Source organism: Streptomyces sp. NPDC001493, from assembly GCF_053597235.1.
This window is the reverse complement of sequence record NZ_JBSFHV010000004.1, coordinates 393,345-411,406: the sequence shown is the minus strand read 5'-3', so window position 1 is coordinate 411,406 and position 18,062 is coordinate 393,345. Positions and strand designations below refer to the sequence as shown.

At 72.0% G+C, this 18,062-nt stretch carries 19 protein-coding genes; 10 read left to right on the top strand and 9 right to left on the bottom strand.

Annotated features, from left to right (window positions below):
* Positions 1-151 precede the first annotated feature (151 nt).
* Both ACWCWD_RS09445 and ACWCWD_RS09440 read right to left on the bottom strand, forming a co-directional pair.
* Positions 152-2,014, bottom strand: coding sequence for a glycoside hydrolase family 3 protein (locus ACWCWD_RS09445; RefSeq protein ID WP_450771459.1), 1,863 nt, complete (start codon positions 2,012-2,014; stop codon positions 152-154).
* A gap of 220 nt (positions 2,015-2,234) precedes the next feature.
* Positions 2,235-3,143, bottom strand: a complete 909-nt coding sequence (locus ACWCWD_RS09440; protein WP_450771457.1) for a LysR family transcriptional regulator — start codon at positions 3,141-3,143, stop codon at positions 2,235-2,237.
* Between the two features lie 97 nt (positions 3,144-3,240).
* On the opposite strand from ACWCWD_RS09440, the gene ACWCWD_RS09435 reads away from it, so the two are divergent.
* On the top strand, positions 3,241-4,164 hold the full coding sequence (locus tag ACWCWD_RS09435) for an EamA family transporter (RefSeq protein ID WP_450771455.1): 924 nt from the start codon (positions 3,241-3,243) through the stop codon (positions 4,162-4,164).
* Positions 4,165-4,285: 121 nt separating this feature from the next.
* On the opposite strand, the gene ACWCWD_RS09430 is transcribed toward ACWCWD_RS09435, so the two are convergent.
* Positions 4,286-5,074 (bottom strand): sugar phosphate isomerase/epimerase family protein, encoded by a 789-nt coding sequence (locus tag ACWCWD_RS09430; RefSeq protein ID WP_450771454.1) that lies wholly within the window; start codon positions 5,072-5,074, stop codon positions 4,286-4,288.
* 184 nt (positions 5,075-5,258) lie between these two features.
* Complete coding sequence (locus tag ACWCWD_RS09425) at positions 5,259-6,335, bottom strand: LacI family DNA-binding transcriptional regulator (protein WP_450771453.1); 1,077 nt, start codon at positions 6,333-6,335, stop codon at positions 5,259-5,261.
* Positions 6,336-6,451: 116 nt separating this feature from the next.
* Between ACWCWD_RS09425 and ACWCWD_RS09420 the strand changes: the two genes are divergently transcribed.
* From ACWCWD_RS09420 to ACWCWD_RS09400, 5 genes are all read left to right on the top strand, one after another.
* Positions 6,452-7,603, top strand: coding sequence for a Gfo/Idh/MocA family protein (locus tag ACWCWD_RS09420; RefSeq protein ID WP_450771451.1), 1,152 nt, complete (start codon positions 6,452-6,454; stop codon positions 7,601-7,603).
* Positions 7,600-8,742, top strand: coding sequence for a dihydrodipicolinate synthase family protein (locus tag ACWCWD_RS09415; protein ID WP_450771449.1), 1,143 nt, complete (start codon positions 7,600-7,602; stop codon positions 8,740-8,742). The genes ACWCWD_RS09420 and ACWCWD_RS09415 overlap by 4 nt, the downstream gene beginning before the upstream one ends.
* Positions 8,739-9,578 carry a sugar phosphate isomerase/epimerase family protein gene (locus ACWCWD_RS09410; RefSeq protein ID WP_450771448.1) on the top strand — a complete coding sequence of 280 codons (840 nt, stop codon included), beginning with the start codon at positions 8,739-8,741 and terminating at the stop codon, positions 9,576-9,578. The genes ACWCWD_RS09415 and ACWCWD_RS09410 overlap by 4 nt, the downstream gene beginning before the upstream one ends.
* Before the next feature lie 508 nt (positions 9,579-10,086).
* Positions 10,087-11,517, top strand: coding sequence for an AAA family ATPase (locus tag ACWCWD_RS09405; protein ID WP_450771446.1), 1,431 nt, complete (start codon positions 10,087-10,089; stop codon positions 11,515-11,517).
* A gap of 5 nt (positions 11,518-11,522) precedes the next feature.
* On the top strand, positions 11,523-12,272 hold the full coding sequence (locus ACWCWD_RS09400) for an HNH endonuclease (protein ID WP_450771445.1): 750 nt from the start codon (positions 11,523-11,525) through the stop codon (positions 12,270-12,272).
* A gap of 22 nt (positions 12,273-12,294) precedes the next feature.
* On the opposite strand, the gene ACWCWD_RS09395 is transcribed toward ACWCWD_RS09400, so the two are convergent.
* Together ACWCWD_RS09395 and ACWCWD_RS09390 are read right to left on the bottom strand one after the other, a co-directional pair.
* Positions 12,295-12,519, bottom strand: coding sequence for a DUF397 domain-containing protein (locus tag ACWCWD_RS09395; RefSeq protein ID WP_450771444.1), 225 nt, complete (start codon positions 12,517-12,519; stop codon positions 12,295-12,297).
* The gene (locus ACWCWD_RS09390) at positions 12,506-13,330 is read right to left on the bottom strand and encodes a helix-turn-helix domain-containing protein (protein WP_450771443.1); all 825 of its coding nucleotides are present in this window, start codon (positions 13,328-13,330) and stop codon (positions 12,506-12,508) included. The genes ACWCWD_RS09395 and ACWCWD_RS09390 overlap by 14 nt, the downstream gene beginning before the upstream one ends.
* Before the next feature lie 146 nt (positions 13,331-13,476).
* Between ACWCWD_RS09390 and ACWCWD_RS09385 the strand changes: the two genes are divergently transcribed.
* Both ACWCWD_RS09385 and ACWCWD_RS09380 read left to right on the top strand, forming a co-directional pair.
* Positions 13,477-13,722 carry a hypothetical protein gene (locus ACWCWD_RS09385; protein ID WP_450771442.1) on the top strand — a complete coding sequence of 82 codons (246 nt, stop codon included), beginning with the start codon at positions 13,477-13,479 and terminating at the stop codon, positions 13,720-13,722.
* Positions 13,719-14,105 (top strand): hypothetical protein, encoded by a 387-nt coding sequence (locus ACWCWD_RS09380; protein WP_450771440.1) that lies wholly within the window; start codon positions 13,719-13,721, stop codon positions 14,103-14,105. Before ACWCWD_RS09385 ends, ACWCWD_RS09380 begins: the two co-directional genes overlap by 4 nt.
* An 84-nt stretch (positions 14,106-14,189) precedes the next feature.
* Here the strand turns inward: ACWCWD_RS09380 and ACWCWD_RS09375 are convergent, their stop codons facing one another.
* On the bottom strand, positions 14,190-14,879 hold the full coding sequence (locus ACWCWD_RS09375; protein ID WP_450771439.1) for a hypothetical protein: 690 nt from the start codon (positions 14,877-14,879) through the stop codon (positions 14,190-14,192).
* Positions 14,880-15,088: 209 nt separating this feature from the next.
* On the bottom strand, positions 15,089-15,481 hold the full coding sequence (locus tag ACWCWD_RS09370) for a DUF6281 family protein (RefSeq protein WP_450771437.1): 393 nt from the start codon (positions 15,479-15,481) through the stop codon (positions 15,089-15,091).
* Positions 15,482-15,802: 321 nt separating this feature from the next.
* On the opposite strand from ACWCWD_RS09370, the gene ACWCWD_RS09365 reads away from it, so the two are divergent.
* On the top strand, positions 15,803-16,138 hold the full coding sequence (locus ACWCWD_RS09365) for a hypothetical protein (RefSeq protein WP_450771435.1): 336 nt from the start codon (positions 15,803-15,805) through the stop codon (positions 16,136-16,138).
* A 166-nt stretch (positions 16,139-16,304) separates the two neighbouring features.
* On the opposite strand, the gene ACWCWD_RS09360 is transcribed toward ACWCWD_RS09365, so the two are convergent.
* Positions 16,305-16,658, bottom strand: a complete 354-nt coding sequence (locus ACWCWD_RS09360; protein ID WP_450771434.1) for a hypothetical protein — start codon at positions 16,656-16,658, stop codon at positions 16,305-16,307.
* Positions 16,659-16,899: 241 nt separating this feature from the next.
* Between ACWCWD_RS09360 and ACWCWD_RS09355 the strand changes: the two genes are divergently transcribed.
* On the top strand, positions 16,900-18,036 hold the full coding sequence (locus ACWCWD_RS09355) for a PP2C family protein-serine/threonine phosphatase (RefSeq protein WP_450771432.1): 1,137 nt from the start codon (positions 16,900-16,902) through the stop codon (positions 18,034-18,036).
* Positions 18,037-18,062 lie beyond the last annotated feature (26 nt).

Sequence of the window (18,062 nt, the reverse complement as noted above, 5' to 3'; positions counted from 1 at the left end):
AGGCGCGGTTGGCCACGGTGGCGAACCAACACCCGCGCAGCCCGGTCGCCTCGGGGTGACGTGGGTCCCGGGCCGCGCGCCCCCCCGCCCCCGCCGCGGGCCCGCGCCGGGCGCGTTTCCGGGACGGCCCGGCCGGTGCCCCGGCCGGTGTTCAGTACTCCAGGCCGTAGCCCACCGGGTACAGCACCTGCGAGGGGTCGTCCGCCCGCTGCACCGGGACGGGCAGCCGCCCGCCCGGTGCGGCGTGGCCCGCGATCACCCGTGCGGCGGCGCGCAGTTCGACGTCGGTCCAGGAGTACGCCGCGAGGCTCGCCGCGTACCCCGTACCCGCCAACTGTGCGATGTCGTACGGATTTCGGATCGCCACCGTGACGACCGGGACCCCGGTCGCGGCGAGGGCGCTCACCAGGGTGCGCTGGGAGCCGGCCGCCGTCACGTTGTACGTGCCGACCACCACCGCGTCCTTGCCCGCCGCGGCCGCCACCGCCTCGGCGATCTTCGCCGCGGTCGGCGCCGTCCCCGTGGACAGGGCCGTCGCCGTGTGGCCGAGCGAGGTGAACTCCGCCGCCAGCGTGGTGGTCGGCGGACCGGTCGTACCCGACGGGGAGGCCGGGTCCGCGCCCACCACCAGGATGTTCCGGTGGCTGCGCCGGGAGAGCGGCAGCAGACCGGTGGGGTTGGCGAGGAGCGTGGTGGTGTGCTCGGCGATCCGGTCGGCGGCGGCCAGGTGCGCCCGGGCGCCGACGACCTTGTCCACCTGGGAGTCCTTGACGAACGGGTCCTGGAAGAGGCCGAGTTTCGCCTTCAGTCGCAGAATCCGCAGAACCGATTCGTCAATGCGGTCCTCGGTGAGCTCACCGCTCCGTACGGCGGCCAGCACCGCGTTCCACGCGACGTCCAGGGTCGGCGGGTTGAGCAGCTGGTCGACGCCGGCCTTCAGCGCGAGCACGGGGACGCGCTCGTCGCCGTACTTGGTGCGCACGCCCTCCATGCCGAGGGCGTCCGTCACCACCACCCCGTCGTAGCCGAGTTCCTCGCGCAGGATGCCCGTCAGGATGGGCCGGGACAGCGTCGCCGGGTCCTCGGACGGGTCGAGCGCGGGGACCACGATGTGCGCGCTCATGATCGAGTCGATGCCCGCCGCGACGGCCGCCCGGAACGGCGGGGCGTCCAGCTCCGCCCACTGCTCGCGGGTGTGGGTGATGACCGGCAGCCCGGTGTGGCTGTCGGTGCTGGTGTCGCCGTGGCCCGGGAAGTGCTTGGCCGTCGAGGCGATCCCGGCGCTCTGGTACCCCTTCACCTGCGCGGCGACCATCCCCGCCACGGAGTCCGGGTCGGAGCCGAAGGAGCGCACGCCGATGACCGGGTTGGCCGGATTGACGTTGACGTCGGCGTCGGGCGCGTAGTTCTGGTTGATGCCGAGGGCCGCCAGCTCGGTGCCCGCGATCCGGGCGGCCCGGCGGGCGTCGGCGCGCGAACCGCCCGCGCCCAGCGCCATCGCGCCCGGCAGCAGGGTGGCCGGTTCGCCGACCCGGCAGACGATGCCGTGCTCCTGGTCGGTGGAGACCAGCAGCGGCACCTTCGACGGACCGGCGAGCCCGGCCCGCTGGATGCCGTTGGAGAGCGCGGCGATCTGGTGCGGGTCACGGGTGTTGTGCGCCCAGGTGAAGTAGATGATCCCGCCGACGTGGTACTTGGCGATCATCTCGGCGGCCGTACGGACCCCGATCTCGGCGAGGTTGGCGTCGATGTCCGCCTGGTCCGGCTCGGTGGCGGAGTGGCCGTACACCCGCATCACGAAGAGCTGGCCGACCTTCTCCTCGAGGCTCATGCCGGCGAGGAGCCGCCGGAGCCGTTCCACGGGGACGCCTCGGGAGTGTTCCGGGCCTGAATCCGCCGAGCCCGTCCGGTCCGCCGCGGCGGCGCCCGGAACGGCGACGGCGCCGGTGGCCGCTGCCGCGACGGTCGCCGCCGCCGCGGCGAGGAGGGTGCGTCTGGAGGTGCGGTGGTGCACGTGAGCCCCTTCCGGTACTGAAAGAAACTTCCAAGAAGGTACGGATATATGGAAAGTAACTTCCGGTCAAGGCCCTGGCCCGGCCGCGCTGCCACCCCGCCGGACGATTGCGGGCAAACGAACACAGGAGCCCGCCGCGCGCCCCTGGGGCCGGCTCGGGCCGCCCGCGGCGCTCAGGTCAGCCCGATCGCCCGCCCGCGCCCGGGGTCGCCCGTACCGCTCAGGTCAGCCCGATCGCCCGCCCGTGCGCCAGCAGCCCCGCCACCGCCGCCGTGATCGCCGGACGGCGGGCCGCCCCCGCCCGCCAGAGCGCGTACAGCCTGCGCACCGGTACGGGGTCGAGCCGTACCTCCACCACGCCCTCCGGCAGCGGCCCCCGGCCCAGGCGCGGGATCATCGCCACCCCCAGCCCCGCGGCGACCAGGGCGAGCTGGGTGTGGTTCTCCTCCGCCAGGTGCCGGATGTCGGGCTCGTACCCCGCCGCCCGCAGGGTCCGGATCAGCCAGTCGTGGCAGACCGTGCCGGGCGGCTGGCAGATCCACCGCTCCCGCGCCAGCTCCTCGCGGAGCACCGCGTCCCGCCCCGCCAGCACGTGCCCCTGGGGCACCAGCAGATCGCACCGGTCGTCACCGATCACCGCCTGCTCCACCCCCTCCGGCGCGGGCAGCGGCGCGATGTCCCAGTCGTGCGCGACGGCCAGGTCGATCACGCCCTTGGCCACCAGGTCCACCGAAAGATGGGGATCCACCTCCGTCAGCCGGGCCTCCAGCGCGGGATGGTCGCGCTCCAGGCCGGCCAGTACGCCCGGCAGCAGCCCGCGCGCGGCGGAGGCGAAGGCGCCGATCGACAACTGCCCCGTCGGCAGCCCCCGGCGCTCCTCCAGCGTCGTCTGGGTCCGCTCCATGATGGTCAGCAACTCCTGGGCGGCGGACGCGAGATGGAGGGCTTCCTCGGTCAGCGCGATGCCGCGCCCGCGCCGCTCCAGCAGGGTCGTACGGGTCTCCCGCTCCAGCTTGGTGATCTGCTGGGAGATCGCGGACGGGGTGTAGCCGAGCGCCGAGGCGGCGCCCGCGACCGAGCCGTGCACCGAGACGGCGTGCAGGGCGCGCAGACGGGCGAGATCGAGCATCCTGGCCTCCAGTGGGGGTGACTCTTCAGCAACGCTCAATTCCACCATGAAGAAAACCGCGCTGGTGCTAAAGAGTGGGGCGGGTGATGCTCGGGCCATGCGTCCCTCCCACATCGCCCTCGCCGTCCTCGTGACGGCCCTCTGGGGTGTCAACTTCGTCGTCATCGAGCTGGGTCTCGACCACTTCCCGCCCCTCCTCTTCTCCGCGCTGCGCTTCCTGGTCGCCGCGCTCCCCGCCGTCTTCTTCGTCGGGCCGCCCAAGGTCGCGTGGAAGTGGATCGTGGGCGTCGGACTCGCGCTCGGAGTCGCCAAGTTCGGGCTGCTCTTCGTCGGCATGGACCAGGGGATGGGCGCCGGGCTCTCCTCACTCGTCCTCCAGGTCCAGGCCGTCTTCACCGCGCTCTTCGCCGCGCTCGCCCTCGGCGAACGGCCGGGCGGGGTGCGGGTGGCGGGGATGGCGGTGGCACTCGCGGGGATCGGGGTGGCCGCCGTCGACGAGGGGGCGAGCGGCCCGGTGCTCGCGTTCGTGCTGGTGATCACCGCGGCGGCGTTCTGGGGCGTCTCGAACGTCCTCACCCGCAAGGCCGCCCCGCCCGACTCGCTCAACTTCATGGTCTGGGTCTCGACCGTGCCCGTGCTGCCCCTGCTCGGCCTCTCGCTGCTCTTCGAGGGCTGGGACCGGGACTCGGACGCGCTCGCCGCGATGGACTGGACCGGCGCGGGGACCGTCGTCTACGTCGCCTGGATCTCCACCGTCTTCGGCTTCGGCGCCTGGGGCTACCTGCTCAGCCGCCACCCGGCGTCCTCGGTCGCGCCGTTCACCCTCCTCGTCCCGGTCTTCGGGATGTCCTCGGCGGCGCTGCTGCTCGACGAGTCGGTGAGCCCCCTGCGGTGGTGCGCGGCGGCGCTGCTGGTCGGCGGGGTGGCCGTCACCTCGCTCGGCGGCCGGTGGCAGAAACCGGCGACGGCGACCGAAGCGCCGCAGGCCGCCGCGCCGGAGGTGCAAGGGGCGCGGGTGTGACCGCCGCCTCCGGCTGCGGCGACCGAAGCGCCGCAGGCCGCCGCGCCGGAGGTGCAGGGGGCGCGGGTGTGACCACCGCCCACGCCCCCACGCGCCACCGCCTACGCCCCCACGCGCCACGTCACTGCTTCGGTGCGCCCACCCGCAGCAGGAACTCCCGCCCGGCGGCCAGCAGTCCGGGCAGCTCCGGGATGCCCTGGTACCAGCGCTTCTCGTACTCCCAGCAGACCCAGGTGTCCGGCGCCAGGGTGTCCAGGCACTCCGCCAGCGGCAGCACGCCCTCGCCGAGCGCGAGCGGGGTGGTGTCCTCGGCCGAGGCGATGTCCTTGACCTGGACGTAGCCGAGGTACGGGGCCAGCACCAGCTGGCTGTCGACCGGGTTCTCGCCCGACAGCCAGGTGTGCATCACATCCCAGATCACCCCGACGTTCGGGTGCCCCACCGTCCCGGTGACCCGGGCCGCCTCGGCTCCGGCCCGGTGCGAGTCGTGGGTCTCCAGCAGGACGGTGACGCCCAGGTCGGCGGCGTGCGGGGCGGCGGCCCCGAGCCGCCGGGCGGCCGTCGCGTCGGCGGTCTCCGGGTCCTGGTCGCCGCCGCCGGGGAACACCCGGACGTACGGTGCCCCGAGGTCGTGGGCGAGCTCCACCAGCTCGGCGACCTGCGCCACGACCGCCTCGTCGTCCCCCTCGGCCGCGACCCGGACGTACCCGGCCACGGTGAGGATCTCGACTCCGGCCTTCTCGAACTCCGCCACCACCCGGGCGCGTTCGGTTGCCGGGATCCCCGGGTTCACCGGCTCCTCGGGGTGGGCGCGCAGCTCCACCCCCTGGTAGCCGTGCTCGACGGCCAGCCGGACGACCTCGTCGATCGGCGTCCCCGGCACTCCGAGGGTCGAGAAAGCGAGCTTCACGTGCGTGTTCCTTCCGTCGGTCCGTACCGCCGCGTCGTCGCTCCTGTGCGATCCACGCGATCTCCCGGACGCTACGCGTACCCCTGCCCACCGCCCGGAACCCGATGCGTGAACCACCGTACAGACAGCGCTTTCTACGTGGTCCCGGGAGCCCTGGAACGGGGCCGCCCGCCCCGAGGGGCGTTCAGCCGCGCGGCGGCGCCGTCGACCCGCGCACCATCAGCTCCGCCGCGATGGTCGCGATGCCGCCGGGTGGCGGGTTCTCCGTGCCCATGGCCAGCCGGCCCGCCCGCGCCCCCGCCTCGTACAGCGGCAGCCGGACCGTGGTCAGGGCCGGGACGGTGTCCACGGAGAACGGCAGGTCGTCGAAGCCGGCCACCGAGACGTCCTCGGGGATGCGCAGCCCCTGTTCGCGCACGGCGGCGCTCGCGCCGAGGGCGACCGAGTCGTTGGCGCCGACGATGGCGGTCACCCCTGGTTCGCGGCGCAGGAGTTCGAGGGTGGCCTCGTAGCCGGAGCGCCGGTCGTACGGGCCGTACACGGTGAGCCGGTCGTCCCCGTCGGGGCCTTCCACCGGCAGTCCCGCCGCCCGCATCGCGGCGCGGTGGCCCTCCAGGCGGTGGCGGGTGGTGGTGCGTTCCAGGGGGCCCGCGACGTAGCCGATCCGGCGGTGGCCGAGCGAGATGAGGTGCTCGGTGAGGCGTCGGCCGCCGCCCCGGTTGTCGAAGGTGAGGGCCGCGGTGACCGCGTCGTTCTCCGGCAGCGGGGGCCGCCCGCAGAACACGATCCGGGTGCCCGCGTCGGCGAGCCGCCCCAGCTTGGCGGCCATCGCCGCCTGGTGTCCGGGGTTTTCCAGCGCGCCGCCGGTCAGTACGACGGCCGCGGCGCGCTGGCGCTGGAGGAGGGTGAGGTAGGTGAGTTCGCGCTCGGGGGAGCCGCCCGTGTTGCAGACGACGGCGAGCTTCTCGCCGCCCGCCCGGGAGGTGCCGTCGCCGGGGACGCCGATCTCCGACTGGGCGGCGCCCGCCATGATCCCGAAGAACGGGTCGGCGATGTCGTTGACCAGGATGCCGACCAGGTCGGAGGTGGCGGCGGCGAGCGAGCTGGCCGGGCCGTTGAGCACGTAGTCCAGGTCGTCCACGGCGCGCAGCACGCGTTCGCGGGTGGTGGCGGCGACGGGGTAATTGCCGTTGAGCACGCGGGAGACGGTGGCCGGGGACACCCGGGCGCGTGCCGCGACGTCCGCCAGGGTGACTGTCATCGTTTCTCGTTCTCCTCGGAGGTTGTTCGCGGCGCCCCTCTTGTCCGGGCCGCTGTCGGCAGGCTAGCTTCATACACGATAGAAAGCGCTTGCTACGGCCGATGGAGGGAACTTTCGTGACTCGCAGGACTGTGCGCATCGCCATGAACGGCGTGACGGGTCGTATGGGATACCGGCAGCACCTGGTGCGCTCGATCCTCGCGATCCGCGAGCAGGGCGGCCTCGACCTCGGCAACGGCGACGTGCTGTGGCCCGAGCCGGTCCTCGTCGGCCGCCGCGCCCACGCGCTGGAGGAGCTGGCCGCCCGGCACGGCCTCACCGAGTGGTCGACCGACCTGGACGCCGTCCTCGCCGACGACACCATCGACATCTACTTCGACGCCCAGGTCACCCAGGCGCGCGTCGAGGCGATCAAGAAGGCCGTCGCCGCCGGAAAGCACATCTACACCGAGAAGCCCACCGCCACCGACGTGGAGGGCGCCCTCGACCTCGCCCGCCTCGCCCGGGACGCCGGCATCAAGCACGGCGTGGTCCAGGACAAGATCTTCCTGCCGGGTCTGCTCAAGCTGAAGCGCCTCATCGACGGCGGCTTCTTCGGCGAGATCCTCTCCGTGCGCGGCGAGTTCGGCTACTGGGTCTTCGAGGGCGACTGGCAGGAGGCCCAGCGCCCCTCGTGGAACTACCGCTCCGAGGACGGCGGCGGCATCGTCGTGGACATGTTCCCGCACTGGGAGTACGTCCTCCACGAGCTCTTCGGCAAGGTCAACACCGTGCAGGCGCACGTCCAGACGCACATCCCGCAGCGCTGGGACGAGCAGGGCAAGCCCTACGCCGCGACCGCCGACGACGCCGCGTACGGCATCTTCCAGCTGGAGGGCGGCGCCGTCGCCCAGATCAACTCCTCCTGGACCGTGCGCGTCAACCGCGACGAGCTGGTCGAGTTCCAGGTCGACGGCACCCACGGCTCCGCCGTCGCGGGCCTGCGCAACTGCCGCGTCCAGCACCGCTCGGCCACCCCGAAGCCGGTCTGGAACCCCGACCTCCCCGTCACCGAGTCCTTCCGGGACCAGTGGCAGGAGGTCCCCGACAACGGCACCTTCGACAACGGCTTCAAGGCGCAGTGGGAGCTCTTCCTGCGCCACGTCGTCCTCGACGAGGCGTACTCCTGGGACCTGATGGCCGGTGCCCGGGGCGTGCAGCTCGCCGAGCTGGGCCTGAAGTCGGCCGCCGAGGGCCGCCGCTTCGACGTGCCGGAGCTGTCGCTGTGACTATCCACCTCCCGCACGGGGCGTACGAGCCCCGCACCACGCCCCTGGACCTGGCCCCCGGCGGCTCCCCGCTCGCCTCGCGCACGGTCTTCTCCGCCGCCCACGTCGTCGCCGACCCGCTCGCCGACGTGAGCCCGGACGGGCCCGCCGCGATCGACTGGGACGCCACCCTCGCCTTCCGCCGCCACCTCTGGTCGCACGGGCTCGGGGTCGCCGAGGCGATGGACACCGCCCAGCGCGGCATGGGCCTGGACTGGGCAGGCGGCGCCGAACTGATCCGCCGCTCCTCCGCCGAGGCCAAGGCCGTCGGCGGCCGGATCGCCTGCGGGGTCGGCACCGACCAGCTGACCGGCCCGGCGACCCTCGCCGAGGTGCGCGCCGCCTACGAGGAGCAGCTCGCCCTCGTCGAGGAGAGCGGCGCCCAGGCCATCCTGATGGCCTCCCGCGCGCTCGCCGCGGTGGCCGAGGGCCCCGAGGACTACGCGGAGACGTACGCCCACCTGCTGCGCCAGGCCACCGAACCGGTCGTCCTGCACTGGCTGGGCCCGATGTTCGACCCGGCCCTGGAGGGGTACTGGGGCTCGTCCGACCTGGACGCGGCCACCGACACCTTCCTCAAGATCATCGCCGAGCACCCGGACAAGGTCGACGGCATCAAGATCTCGCTGCTCGACGCGGCCCGCGAGATCGACGTGCGCCGCAGGCTGCCCAGCGGCGTCCGCTGCTACACCGGCGACGACTTCAACTACCCCGAGCTCATCGCGGGCGACGAACGCGGCTTCAGCCACGCGCTGCTCGGCATCTTCGACCCGCTCGGCCCGCTCGCCGCGCACGCCGTACGGGTCCTGGACACCGGCGACACCCAGGGCTTCCGGGACCTGCTGGACCCGACGGTCGAGCTCTCCCGCCACCTCTTCCAGGCGCCCACCCGCTTCTACAAGACGGGCGTGGTCTTCCTCGCCTGGCTGGCCGGGCACCAGGACCACTTCACGATGGTCGGCGGTCTCCAGTCGGCCCGTTCGCTGCCGCACCTGGCGAAGGCGTACGAACTCGCCGACCGCCTCGGCCTGTTCCCCGACCCCGAGCTGGCCGAGAGCCGGATGCGGGCCCTGCTGACCGTCCAGGGAGGAACCCGATGACCACCCCGAGCAACGTCGGCCGTCTCTCCATCAACCAGGAGACCATCAAGCAGTGGTCCCTGGAAGAACTCGCCGAGGGCTGTACGAAGGCGGGCGTCGGCCAGGTCGGCCTCTGGCGCGAACCGGTGCAGAAGTACGGCGTCGAGCGCGCCGGCCGGCTCTTCGCCGACGCGGGCCTCACCGTCACCAGCCTCTGCCGGGGCGGCTTCCTCACCGCCATCGACCCGGCGACCCGCGCCCGCGCCCTGGACGACAACCGCGCCGCGATCGACGAGGCGGCGGGCGTCTCCACCGACACCCTGGTCCTCGTCTCGGGCGGCCTGCCCGAGGGCAGCAAGGACCTCGTCGGCGCCCGCGAACGCATCGCCGACGCCCTCGCCGAGCTGGCCCCGTACGCGGCCGAGCGTGGCATCCGCCTCGCCATCGAGCCGCTGCACCCGATGTTCGCGTCGGACCGGTGCGTGGTGTCGACCCTCTCCCAGGCGCTGGACATCGCCGAGCGCTTCCCGGCCGAGCAGGTCGGTGTGGTGGTCGACGCCTACCACGTCTGGTGGGACGACCAGGCGCCCGCGCAGATCGCCCGGGCCGGGGCCGGCGGCCGTATCCACTCCTTCCAGCTGGCCGACTGGATCACCCCGCTCCCCGAGGGCGTCCTGCTGGGCCGGGGCCAGCTCGGCGACGGCAGCGTGGACTTCCACGTGCTGCGCACCCTGGTCGAGGCGACCGGCTTCGACGGCCCGATCGAGGTGGAGATCTTCAACGAGGGTCTCTGGGCCCGCGACGGCGGCGAAGTCCTCGCCGAGGTGGTCTCCCGCTTCCAGGAACACGCCTGCTGAGAGCGCTTCCAGAAGCCCTGGTAAAGGAATGGTCAAGGCGTACAACCCTTGGCATCCCTGCCCGGTCACACTCTGCGTCGGGACTTCCGGGGGAGGGGTCCGGGGGGAACGGGAAGACCCGACGGGGGGAAAGCGAGAGGGGTCCGGCCGCGAGGCCGGGCCCGTTTCGCTTTTCCGGGGCGAAGGCGGGCGCCTGCCAGCCCGGCACTCCGGCCGCCTCACGGTCGCCCGCCCGAACGGCCCTCCGGCCGCCTCACGCGTCCCACCCTCCAGCCGCCTCACGCGTTTCACCCTCCAGTGCCGCTGACCGCGTCTCAGTTTCCGGCCGCAGATGGCTACGCCCCCGCCCTCCATCCCTCGTAAACTCGGACATCCGCCACCGCGTCCGTGCGCGTGCCCGCACCGCGTCCGCGACGGGGCCGACCCCGGTCCACCCCTCCGACTCCGCCCGCGCCGGCCTCTCCTTGCCCGACACGGACTCCCGCGCCCCGGAAGGAACCGTCAGCAGATGTACGTCTCCCGCGTCACCATCGAGAACATCAAGTCGTTCAACGGACCGCGAAAAGTCGACCTGACCCTGACCCGCCCGGACGGCTCGCACGCGGGCTGGACGGTCCTCGCCGGCCGCAACGGCGCCGGGAAGACCACCCTGCTGCGCGCCCTGGCACTCGCGCTGAGCGGCCCGGTCGCCGCCCGGGGACTCGTCCAGGGCTTCGAGAACTGGGTCACGCGCGGCACGGAGTCGGGCAGCGCCTCGGCGGAGATCGTCCGCGACAAGGACTTCGACAAGTTCACCGCCTCGGGCCGCACCCAGAACAAGTTCGGTACCGGCCTGCGCTGGACGCCCCCCGGCGAATCGACGGCCGGGCGCAAGAGCGCGCAGCCCGCGCTGGGCGAGATCCGCAGCAACTCCCGTACCCAGAGCGCCAGTGCCGCACAGCGCGGACCGTGGGCCGACAACCCGGTGGGCTGGTTCTGCGCCGCGTACGGCCCGTTCCGGCGGATGGCCGGCGGCTCGGGCGACGTACAGCGCCTGATGCTGGCCTCGGGTCCGGTGGCCCGGCAGGCGAGCCTCTTCCACGAGGACGCCTCGCTGGCGGAGGGCGTCGCCTGGCTGATCGAACAGCATCTGCGCGCCCTCGAAGGCAGGGAGGGCGCACTCGCCCTCAAGGAGGCCGCCCTCTCCGTCCTCGGCGACGGGCTGCTGCCGGACGGCTACCGCATCAAGGACGTCGACTCCGAGGGCCTCTGGGTCACCAGGGGCGGACACCGCTTCCCGCTGCGGGAGATGAGCGACGGCTTCCGTACGGTCGCCGCCCTCGTCGTCGACCTGCTGAAGCAGATCCACGACGCCTTCGGGGACCACGCGCTGGGCCGGGGCGGCGAGGGCCCGAGCCCGCTCCAGGTCCCCGGGGTCGTGATCATCGACGAGATCGACGCCCACCTCCACGTCTCCTGGCAGCGCCGCATCGGCCCCTGGCTGACCACGCACTTCCCCAACATCCAGTTCATCGTCACCACCCACAGCCCCTACATCTGCCAGGCCGCCGACCCCGGCGGCCTGATCCGCCTGCCCGGCGTCGACGAGGACGCCGCCCCCGAGGTCGTCCCCTCCGACCTGTACGAACGCGTCGTCTACGGCAGCGGCGACGACGCCGTCCTCTCCGACCTCTTCGGCCTCGACACCCCGTACTCGGAGCGCGCCGAGTACGCCCGCGCCGAGTTCGTCGCCCTGGAGTCCAAGGTGTACGAGGGCGACACCTCGCCCGAGACCGTCGCCCGCTACAAGGAGCTGAAGAGCCTGCTGTCCAGCTCCCCGACCGCCCGCGCCCACGAGGTCTCCGCCCGGCTGTACCGGATCGCCGACCAGGTCCACGACATCACCGACGGGTACGAGGACGAGACCGACGGGAACCGAGAGGCCGGCGAGGCCAAGTGATCCGGATGACCCGCCCCGAACTGCCCCTGGACACCCAGGAACACTTAGCGACGTACACCCGGCAGATCGCCGACGCGGCGGCCTCCGACCGCAAGGCGACCGCCATCGGCCTCTGGGGCCGCTTCGCCGTACGCAGACGGGTACGCCCCGGCGTCCTCGCCGCCCTCACCGACATGGCCCCCGGCCACCAGCGCTGCATGTACTGCGGCGACAGCCAGGGCACCGACATCGACCACTTCGAGCCGAAGAGCCAGGCCCCGCTGCGCACCTTCGACTGGACCAACTACCTGCTGGCCTGCTCCTACTGCAACAGCAACCAGAAGCGCGACCTCTTCCCGCGCGACGCGAGCACCGGCCGCGCACTCCTCCTCGACCCCACCCTGGACGACCCCCTGAACCACCTGCGCCTGGTGCTGCCGCTCTGCACGTACCGGGGGCTCAGCGCCCAGGGCGACGCCTGCATAGACGTGTTCGGCCTCAACCGGCGCGGCGTCCTCGTCGCCGGGCGCCGCACCGCCTACGCCACGGCCAAGCAGTCCGTCGAGCTCTGGCGCATAGCCACCGACCGGGGCCAGCACACCAAGGCCGACGAGGTCGCCCGCGTCGCCTGGGACCGCCCGCTCGCCGACGTACTCGCCGCGATGTTCCACCAGTCCGCGCACCCGGCGGCCGACCTGCTCTTCGACGGCGAGGAGGAGACCCTGGCGCTGCTGCGGGACCCGGAGTTACGGGCGAGCTTTCTGGCGCGGGCGTGAGACGTACGGGTAACGGGCCGAGTCAGTCGACAAGTTCACCGCTCTTGACGGCGGCGACGAACGAGGACCAACCGGCGGGGGAGAAGACGAGCGCGGGGCCGTTGGCGGCCTTGCTGTCGCGGACGGGGACGGTGGGGTGGCCGGTTGCTACTTCGAGGCACTCGCCTTGGTCGCCGCCGCTGTAACTGGACTTGAACCAATTGGTGAGCGTAGACGCATCGGAGATTGCGGGCCTAGTGCTGACCATTTTCGTGTTCCTCCGCTGCTGCCCGCACGAGCGCCAGTGATTCCTGCTGCGACATCGCATCGCTCAGAGCAAGATGGTAGGCCGTCTGGCTGGACCTCACCAAGGACGGTTCGTCCATCAAGTTCCCAGTCAGGAAGCCTTCGACGTAGGCCACTGGCTCGGCCTCTTCGAAGCTCAGCATGGACAGCAAGCTCTGCTGAAGAGGATGCGCCCCAACGTCGAACGGCAGTACATGCAGGCGTAGTCGTCCGCTCTCCGCCATGTCGGCGACTTTGCGAAGCTGCTCGGCCATCACTTGCCGCCCGCCAACGCGGCGCCTGAGTACCGCCTCGTCGAGCATGGTCCACATCTCGGGGTTCAACGGGCCGTCGAGAATCTGGGCACGCCCGGTCCGGATGACAACCTCTCTGTCAAGGTCCTCCTGTCGGTGATTCGGCCGGTACGCCTGGAAGAGTGCGCGCGCGTAGCTGTCTGTCTGAAGCAGGCCAGGCACCAGAGAGAGCGCGAACTGCTGGATGTGTGTCGCCTGCTTCTCCAGCTCCGCCATGACCGCGAAGTGATCCGTGTACTTCGAGTCCAGATCCTGGAGCCAGCGCAGAAAGAACCCGTCCGTCTTCAACGCCAGATCGATCCGCCGTGCGTCATCCGGTTTCGGCAGGCGCCGCCCCGCCTCCCAGTGGCTGATCAGTGTCGGCGAGCAGACCACTTGTACGCCCAGTTCCTCTTGCGTGAGGTCGGCGGCCAACCGTCGGAGCCGTAGCTCCTCTCCGTACCTCTCCCGCAGCGTCCGAGGCTTTCGGCTCAGTGTCATGACAGCACCAACTCCCCTTTCCTGACAGGCGGGCTGTCAAGCCCAAACCCCTGGCAGCGTAGCCAGCCGCCGCCTCACTCTGTGATGGATTCACCACGGAACGCACCCGTTCGTGGGTGCCGTCAACAGAAGGAGAACGCGCAGAGATGAAGGACCTCGTCCGCCGGTTCACCGGCTCGCTGAGGCGGCTGGTGCGCCCCGTCCGGTCAGCCCGCCCCGCCCCGGACCCCCGACCGCATCCTTGCGGCCCCACCACCCGCCGTACCGGCGAACGCCCCCTGCGCGGCGAGGACACGCAGCTGATCCGGCCCTACCTCCTGGCGCACGAATGGCGTGCCGAGCCGATCGCGGCGCCCGCCCGCCTCGTCCCCGTGACGGAGGCCGCGGCATGATCGAGGAGCATCGCGCACACGGCACGTTCCGGCTGCTGCCGTGGACGGGGGACGGGGGCAAGCAGTGCTGGGTGATGGGGGACGGTACGGGTTACGTCTCGCGGATGGCGGACAACATCGAGAGCGTCCAGCTCGGTATGGCGGGTGACCTGCTCGACCACGCCGCCGCATTGCTGGATGACCGACGGGTCACGGGGGCGGAGTACCGGTTCCTCGCCAACCGGTTGAGCGAGGCGCTCCGGGACGTCAAACGCATCGCGGAGAGCCGGGGTGCGCGGCTGGGTGTCGAGGGTGAGGACGACGACCTCGACTACGGCGATGACGATGACGACATCCCTGACACTGCGGAGGTCGTCGAAGGCGTCGACGCCGGCTCCCGGTGAGCTCCCTGCGGTGCCTGCCGCGTTCACGGCTCATACCGGAACCCGCCCACACCGAGGCGTCGACACCCACGGCGTGGACCACCGTCACGACTGCTCCGGCGGCTCTTCCGTCGTGACGGTGAACGGTCCGTCGGCGCGGGCCACGCACTTGGTGACATTCGTTGCCTCGCCCGCCGCGAGACCCGACACGCAGAGCTGTCCGCCGCTCTCCCGCAGGTCGAGGTAGAAGCGGGTGGTCCTGCCGTCCTGTCTGAGGGCGTGGATGCGCGCGTCGACGTAGCCGAGGCGGTTCAAGGTCTCCCGGACCTTGGCGGGGGTGGGTTCCGTGATCGCGTACAGCGCCTGGTGGACTGCCTCTTCGTGGCGACCGGCCGTGCACCAGTCGCGGGCGGACAACTCCGCCTCGGGCCCCGTGGGGGCGCCGGGCTCGATCGCGTCGGTCGGGGGAGTCTCCCCAGGGGCGAGACTCGGCGCCGCCTTCGGAACGGGAAGCCTCTCGGCAGCGGGTACCAGCGGGGTCCCGTCGGCCGGAGGACACCCCTGCGCGTACGCGTCGATCATCGCCGCGAACGCCGCCTGCTCGACCGACGGTTGAGTGGGAGACGGCCGGGCGGGGACGGGCTCGGAGACGACGCTGCCGGCCGACTCGGCCTGCGCGGCGCTGCCACTCAGCTCGGTTCCGCAGCCTGTGAGTGCCAGGGCTGCGAGAGCGAACGCGGCAAGACCGCGCCGGCGAGGGGCGAACGCGCTGATGGAGGCGCGGGTGTGTGTCATGCGCCGAGTCTCCGGCCGCGCCCGCGCGCCCGGCTTGAGTACGTGTACTCACCCGTATGGGTGATCGACTTCAGCCGGTGGCCCCTTCCCTCCCCCGCCCCGACAGGCAAGCTGCGAAAGGTTGTTGCGCGTCTGTCCGGTCCGGTGGGGCCCGGTACGGCGTCGGCTTCCGAGCCGTACCGGGCCCCGCGTTCCGGATCATGTGCGGATCAGGAGCCGTCCACCAGCTTCTGCACCTCGGGCGGGAGCTCCGGCCCGGAACTCACGGCGAAGAACCTGCTCGTCTCCGGGGTGTCCCCGACGGCGATGGCGACCTCGGTGGAGATGCCGTCGACTTCATAGGCGTTCGTCCCCGTGTCGACCGGCTCCTCGCCCTTGCCCGGTCCGCCGGTGTCGTCGCAGGGTGTCGACGTGACGACGCCGAGCTTCTTCCCGACGGTGAACTCCACGTTCGCCACGTCCCGGTACGGACTGCCCCGGTAGGTGTACTCGGCGACGCACTGCGCCGCCCCGCCGCCACCACTCCCGCCCGCGCACGCGGCCACCGATGTCACCATGACCGCCGCCATCAGCAGGCCGGCTGACCGCTTGGTCCAACTCATGAGTTTCCCCCCTCAGTAAACGCGGCGGAGAGGAATGGCTCCCCCTCGCCGCGTGACCCCGCCGTCTGCCGGCACGGGAATGGGACCCGTACGGAGCGGCGAGGCCGTCGACTTCCGCGGTTCGACGTGGGCGACGTGGATCGGGTTCCGTTCTCGCGCCTTGTTTCTTCCCTGGATGTGATCCTGCGGCCCGGGGCGAACGGCAAGGATCAACTGGGGTGCGAAGATGGCTCGCTGTGCGCCGAGCCCGCGTGCGGGCGCATCCGCTGTACGGGGCGCCGGTCATCCGGCGGCTCGGCGCGGTCGACCGAAGGGAACGCGGTGGGTGTCGAGTTGGAACTGCACGCGACCAGACCTGCCCTGGGGTGGCGCCGGTCCAGGGAGACTCTGATCCGTGGGTCGTACGAGCACGGTGACAGCCTGGCCGAGGTGCTGCTCGGTCTCCGGGAGACCGACCTGGGCGACCTCGGGCGGGTGGATCCCTACGGCGACACGTTGTTCAACGAGCAACAGGCGCAGGCGGCACTGCGGTCGGTGCCTGACCTGCTGGAGCGGTGCTCGACACCGTCCCGGACGGCGGCCGTCCGCGACCTTGAGGGTCTGCTGCGGTCCTGCTCGGAGACCCCGGGCAGCTACCTGTGGTTCGTCGGCGACTGATCCTGGCTCGTTCCACAGAGCCTGAGGGCGAGCCCGTAGTGCTGTATGCCACCGCCACCGGAGCCGACGCCGCCACCGGAGCCGACGCCGACGTCGGTGCCCCGGACGGAGAGCGCGTCGGCACCGGCACTGGTCGCGGTCCGACGCGACCTCGGGCCGTCTCCGCTCACCACTTGTCGCCGACGCGCACCTTGTCCCACTTGCTCTTCGAGATGCACAGCTCGTGCGCGTCGTTGTCGAGCTCGATCTGGTAGCACTCCTTCTTGTGGTGCTCGACGCGCTTGGTGGCACCGGTCTTCACCTGGTGGCACGACTTCTTGGTCTTGCCGTTCTTCCTGGTCGTGGAGCATTCGCTGCGCGTGACCGCCTCGTTGGTGTACGTGGTGGTGCCGCGCTTGTACTCCTTCTCCGTGATCGTCCCGTGCACCGCGCCCCCGCCGCAGGCGGCCAGGAGAAGTGCGGCGACGGGCGCGACGGCCAGGGCGGCGATGCGGCGGCCGGACGGACGGAAAGCGGGCATGGCGGGTCCTCTGCGGCAAGGAGTGGTGCCGGGCCGTGCAGGGCGGACGGCGACGGCGCGGATACGTTCCGCAGCATAGTGACGCACCGGACGTACGTTCGGTTCTCGGGCGAGTGGGGGGATCGCGCCCGGCCCACTAGGGGCCGGTACGGCCGCCCGGGAAAAAGCCTCGCCCACAGGCCGTCGCCGCCCCCGCCCGTCCCTGCGTGCGAGCCGCGTGGGGGCGGTGTAGAGAGGAGTCATGTCACAGCGCCGCGAAGGACCTCATCGGGAGGGACGAGGCCGGTCGGCGCGCGGGAGCCGGGCCCGGCTCCTGCTCGCCATCCCGATCCTGTGGATCGTCGCGGTGGCGGTGATCGACTCCCTCGCGCCGTCCGACATCCACCTGGGGCCGCTGCTCGTCGCGGCCCCGGCGATCACGGCGTCGTTCGCCGGGCCCTGGACCGTGGGGCTGGTCGCCGCCCTGGCGGTCATCTCGCAGACGGTCATCGGGCTGGTGCGCGATCCCGACGAACTGCTCTCCGCCAACCACGAGGCCCAGGTCATCTCCCTGGTGCTGGTCGGTGTGCTGCTCGTGATCTTCTGCGTGCTGCGGGAGCGCCGGGCGAAGGAGCTGGCGCAGGTACGGTACGTCTCCGAGTCCGCGCAGCGCGTGGTCCTCCCGCCGCTGCCCAAGCGGCTCGGGCCCCTTCGCGTCGCCTCGCTCTACCTCGCCGCCGAGGCCGAGGCCCAGATCGGCGGGGACCTGTACGCGGTGGCGCGCACCCCCTCCGGGACCCGGCTGATCGTCGGAGACGTACGCGGCAAAGGGATGACCGCGGTGAACGACGCCTCCCTGCTGCTCGGCGCGTTCCGTGTCGCCGCCCACCGCCAGTCGAGCCTGGGCGAGCTGGTGAGCTACCTCGACCGGAGCGTGTGCTGGGACCTGACGGAGCCGGGCGAGGCGAACCGCTACGGAGAAACGTTCATCACCGCGACCGTCCTGGACATCCCCGACCAAGGCGGCCGGGTTGAGATGGTCGCCTGCGGGCATCCGCCGCCGGTCGTCCTGCGCGACGGCCGGCCGACGACGATGGACGTCCTCCACCCCGCGCCTCCGCTGGGCCTGGGGGAACTGGCGCACCCGAGGTACCACGTCGACAGCTTCCCGTTCGAGCCCGGAAGTCTCCTGCTGTTGTACACCGACGGCGTCACCGAGGCGCGCGACGCCACCGGCACCTTCTACCCGCTCGCCGAGCGCATCACCGGCTGGGCCGAGCGTGACGCGGACGCCTTCCTCGGTCGCCTCCGGCGCGATCTGATGGACTGGGTCGGCGGGCAGCTCGGGGACGACGCCGCCATGATCGTGCTCGAACGTCCCGCCGCGCCCCCGGCCTGAGTGTGCCGCCTTGCCGGTACCGGGGT

Bases quoted from the DNA above. Each gene is read 5' to 3' on its own strand.
- ACWCWD_RS09440 (WP_450771457.1), bottom strand. From the start codon at position 3,143: ATGCTCGATCTCGCCCGTCTGCGCGCCCTGCACGCCGTCTCGGTGCAC.
- ACWCWD_RS09410 (WP_450771448.1), top strand. From the start codon at position 8,739: ATGACCACCCCGAGCAACGTCGGCCGTCTCTCCATCAACCAGGAGACC.
- ACWCWD_RS09425 (WP_450771453.1), bottom strand. From the start codon at position 6,335: ATGACAGTCACCCTGGCGGACGTCGCGGCACGCGCCCGGGTGTCCCCG.
- ACWCWD_RS09370 (WP_450771437.1), bottom strand. From the start codon at position 15,481: ATGAGTTGGACCAAGCGGTCAGCCGGCCTGCTGATGGCGGCGGTCATG.
- ACWCWD_RS09385 (WP_450771442.1), top strand. From the start codon at position 13,477: ATGAAGGACCTCGTCCGCCGGTTCACCGGCTCGCTGAGGCGGCTGGTG.
- ACWCWD_RS09405 (WP_450771446.1), top strand. From the start codon at position 10,087: ATGTACGTCTCCCGCGTCACCATCGAGAACATCAAGTCGTTCAACGGA.
- ACWCWD_RS09375 (WP_450771439.1), bottom strand. From the start codon at position 14,879: ATGACACACACCCGCGCCTCCATCAGCGCGTTCGCCCCTCGCCGGCGC.
- ACWCWD_RS09380 (WP_450771440.1), top strand. From the start codon at position 13,719: ATGATCGAGGAGCATCGCGCACACGGCACGTTCCGGCTGCTGCCGTGG.
- ACWCWD_RS09395 (WP_450771444.1), bottom strand. From the start codon at position 12,519: ATGGTCAGCACTAGGCCCGCAATCTCCGATGCGTCTACGCTCACCAAT.
- ACWCWD_RS09435 (WP_450771455.1), top strand. From the start codon at position 3,241: ATGCGTCCCTCCCACATCGCCCTCGCCGTCCTCGTGACGGCCCTCTGG.
- ACWCWD_RS09390 (WP_450771443.1), bottom strand. From the start codon at position 13,330: ATGACACTGAGCCGAAAGCCTCGGACGCTGCGGGAGAGGTACGGAGAG.
- ACWCWD_RS09360 (WP_450771434.1), bottom strand. From the start codon at position 16,658: ATGCCCGCTTTCCGTCCGTCCGGCCGCCGCATCGCCGCCCTGGCCGTC.
- ACWCWD_RS09355 (WP_450771432.1), top strand. From the start codon at position 16,900: ATGTCACAGCGCCGCGAAGGACCTCATCGGGAGGGACGAGGCCGGTCG.
- ACWCWD_RS09400 (WP_450771445.1), top strand. From the start codon at position 11,523: ATGACCCGCCCCGAACTGCCCCTGGACACCCAGGAACACTTAGCGACG.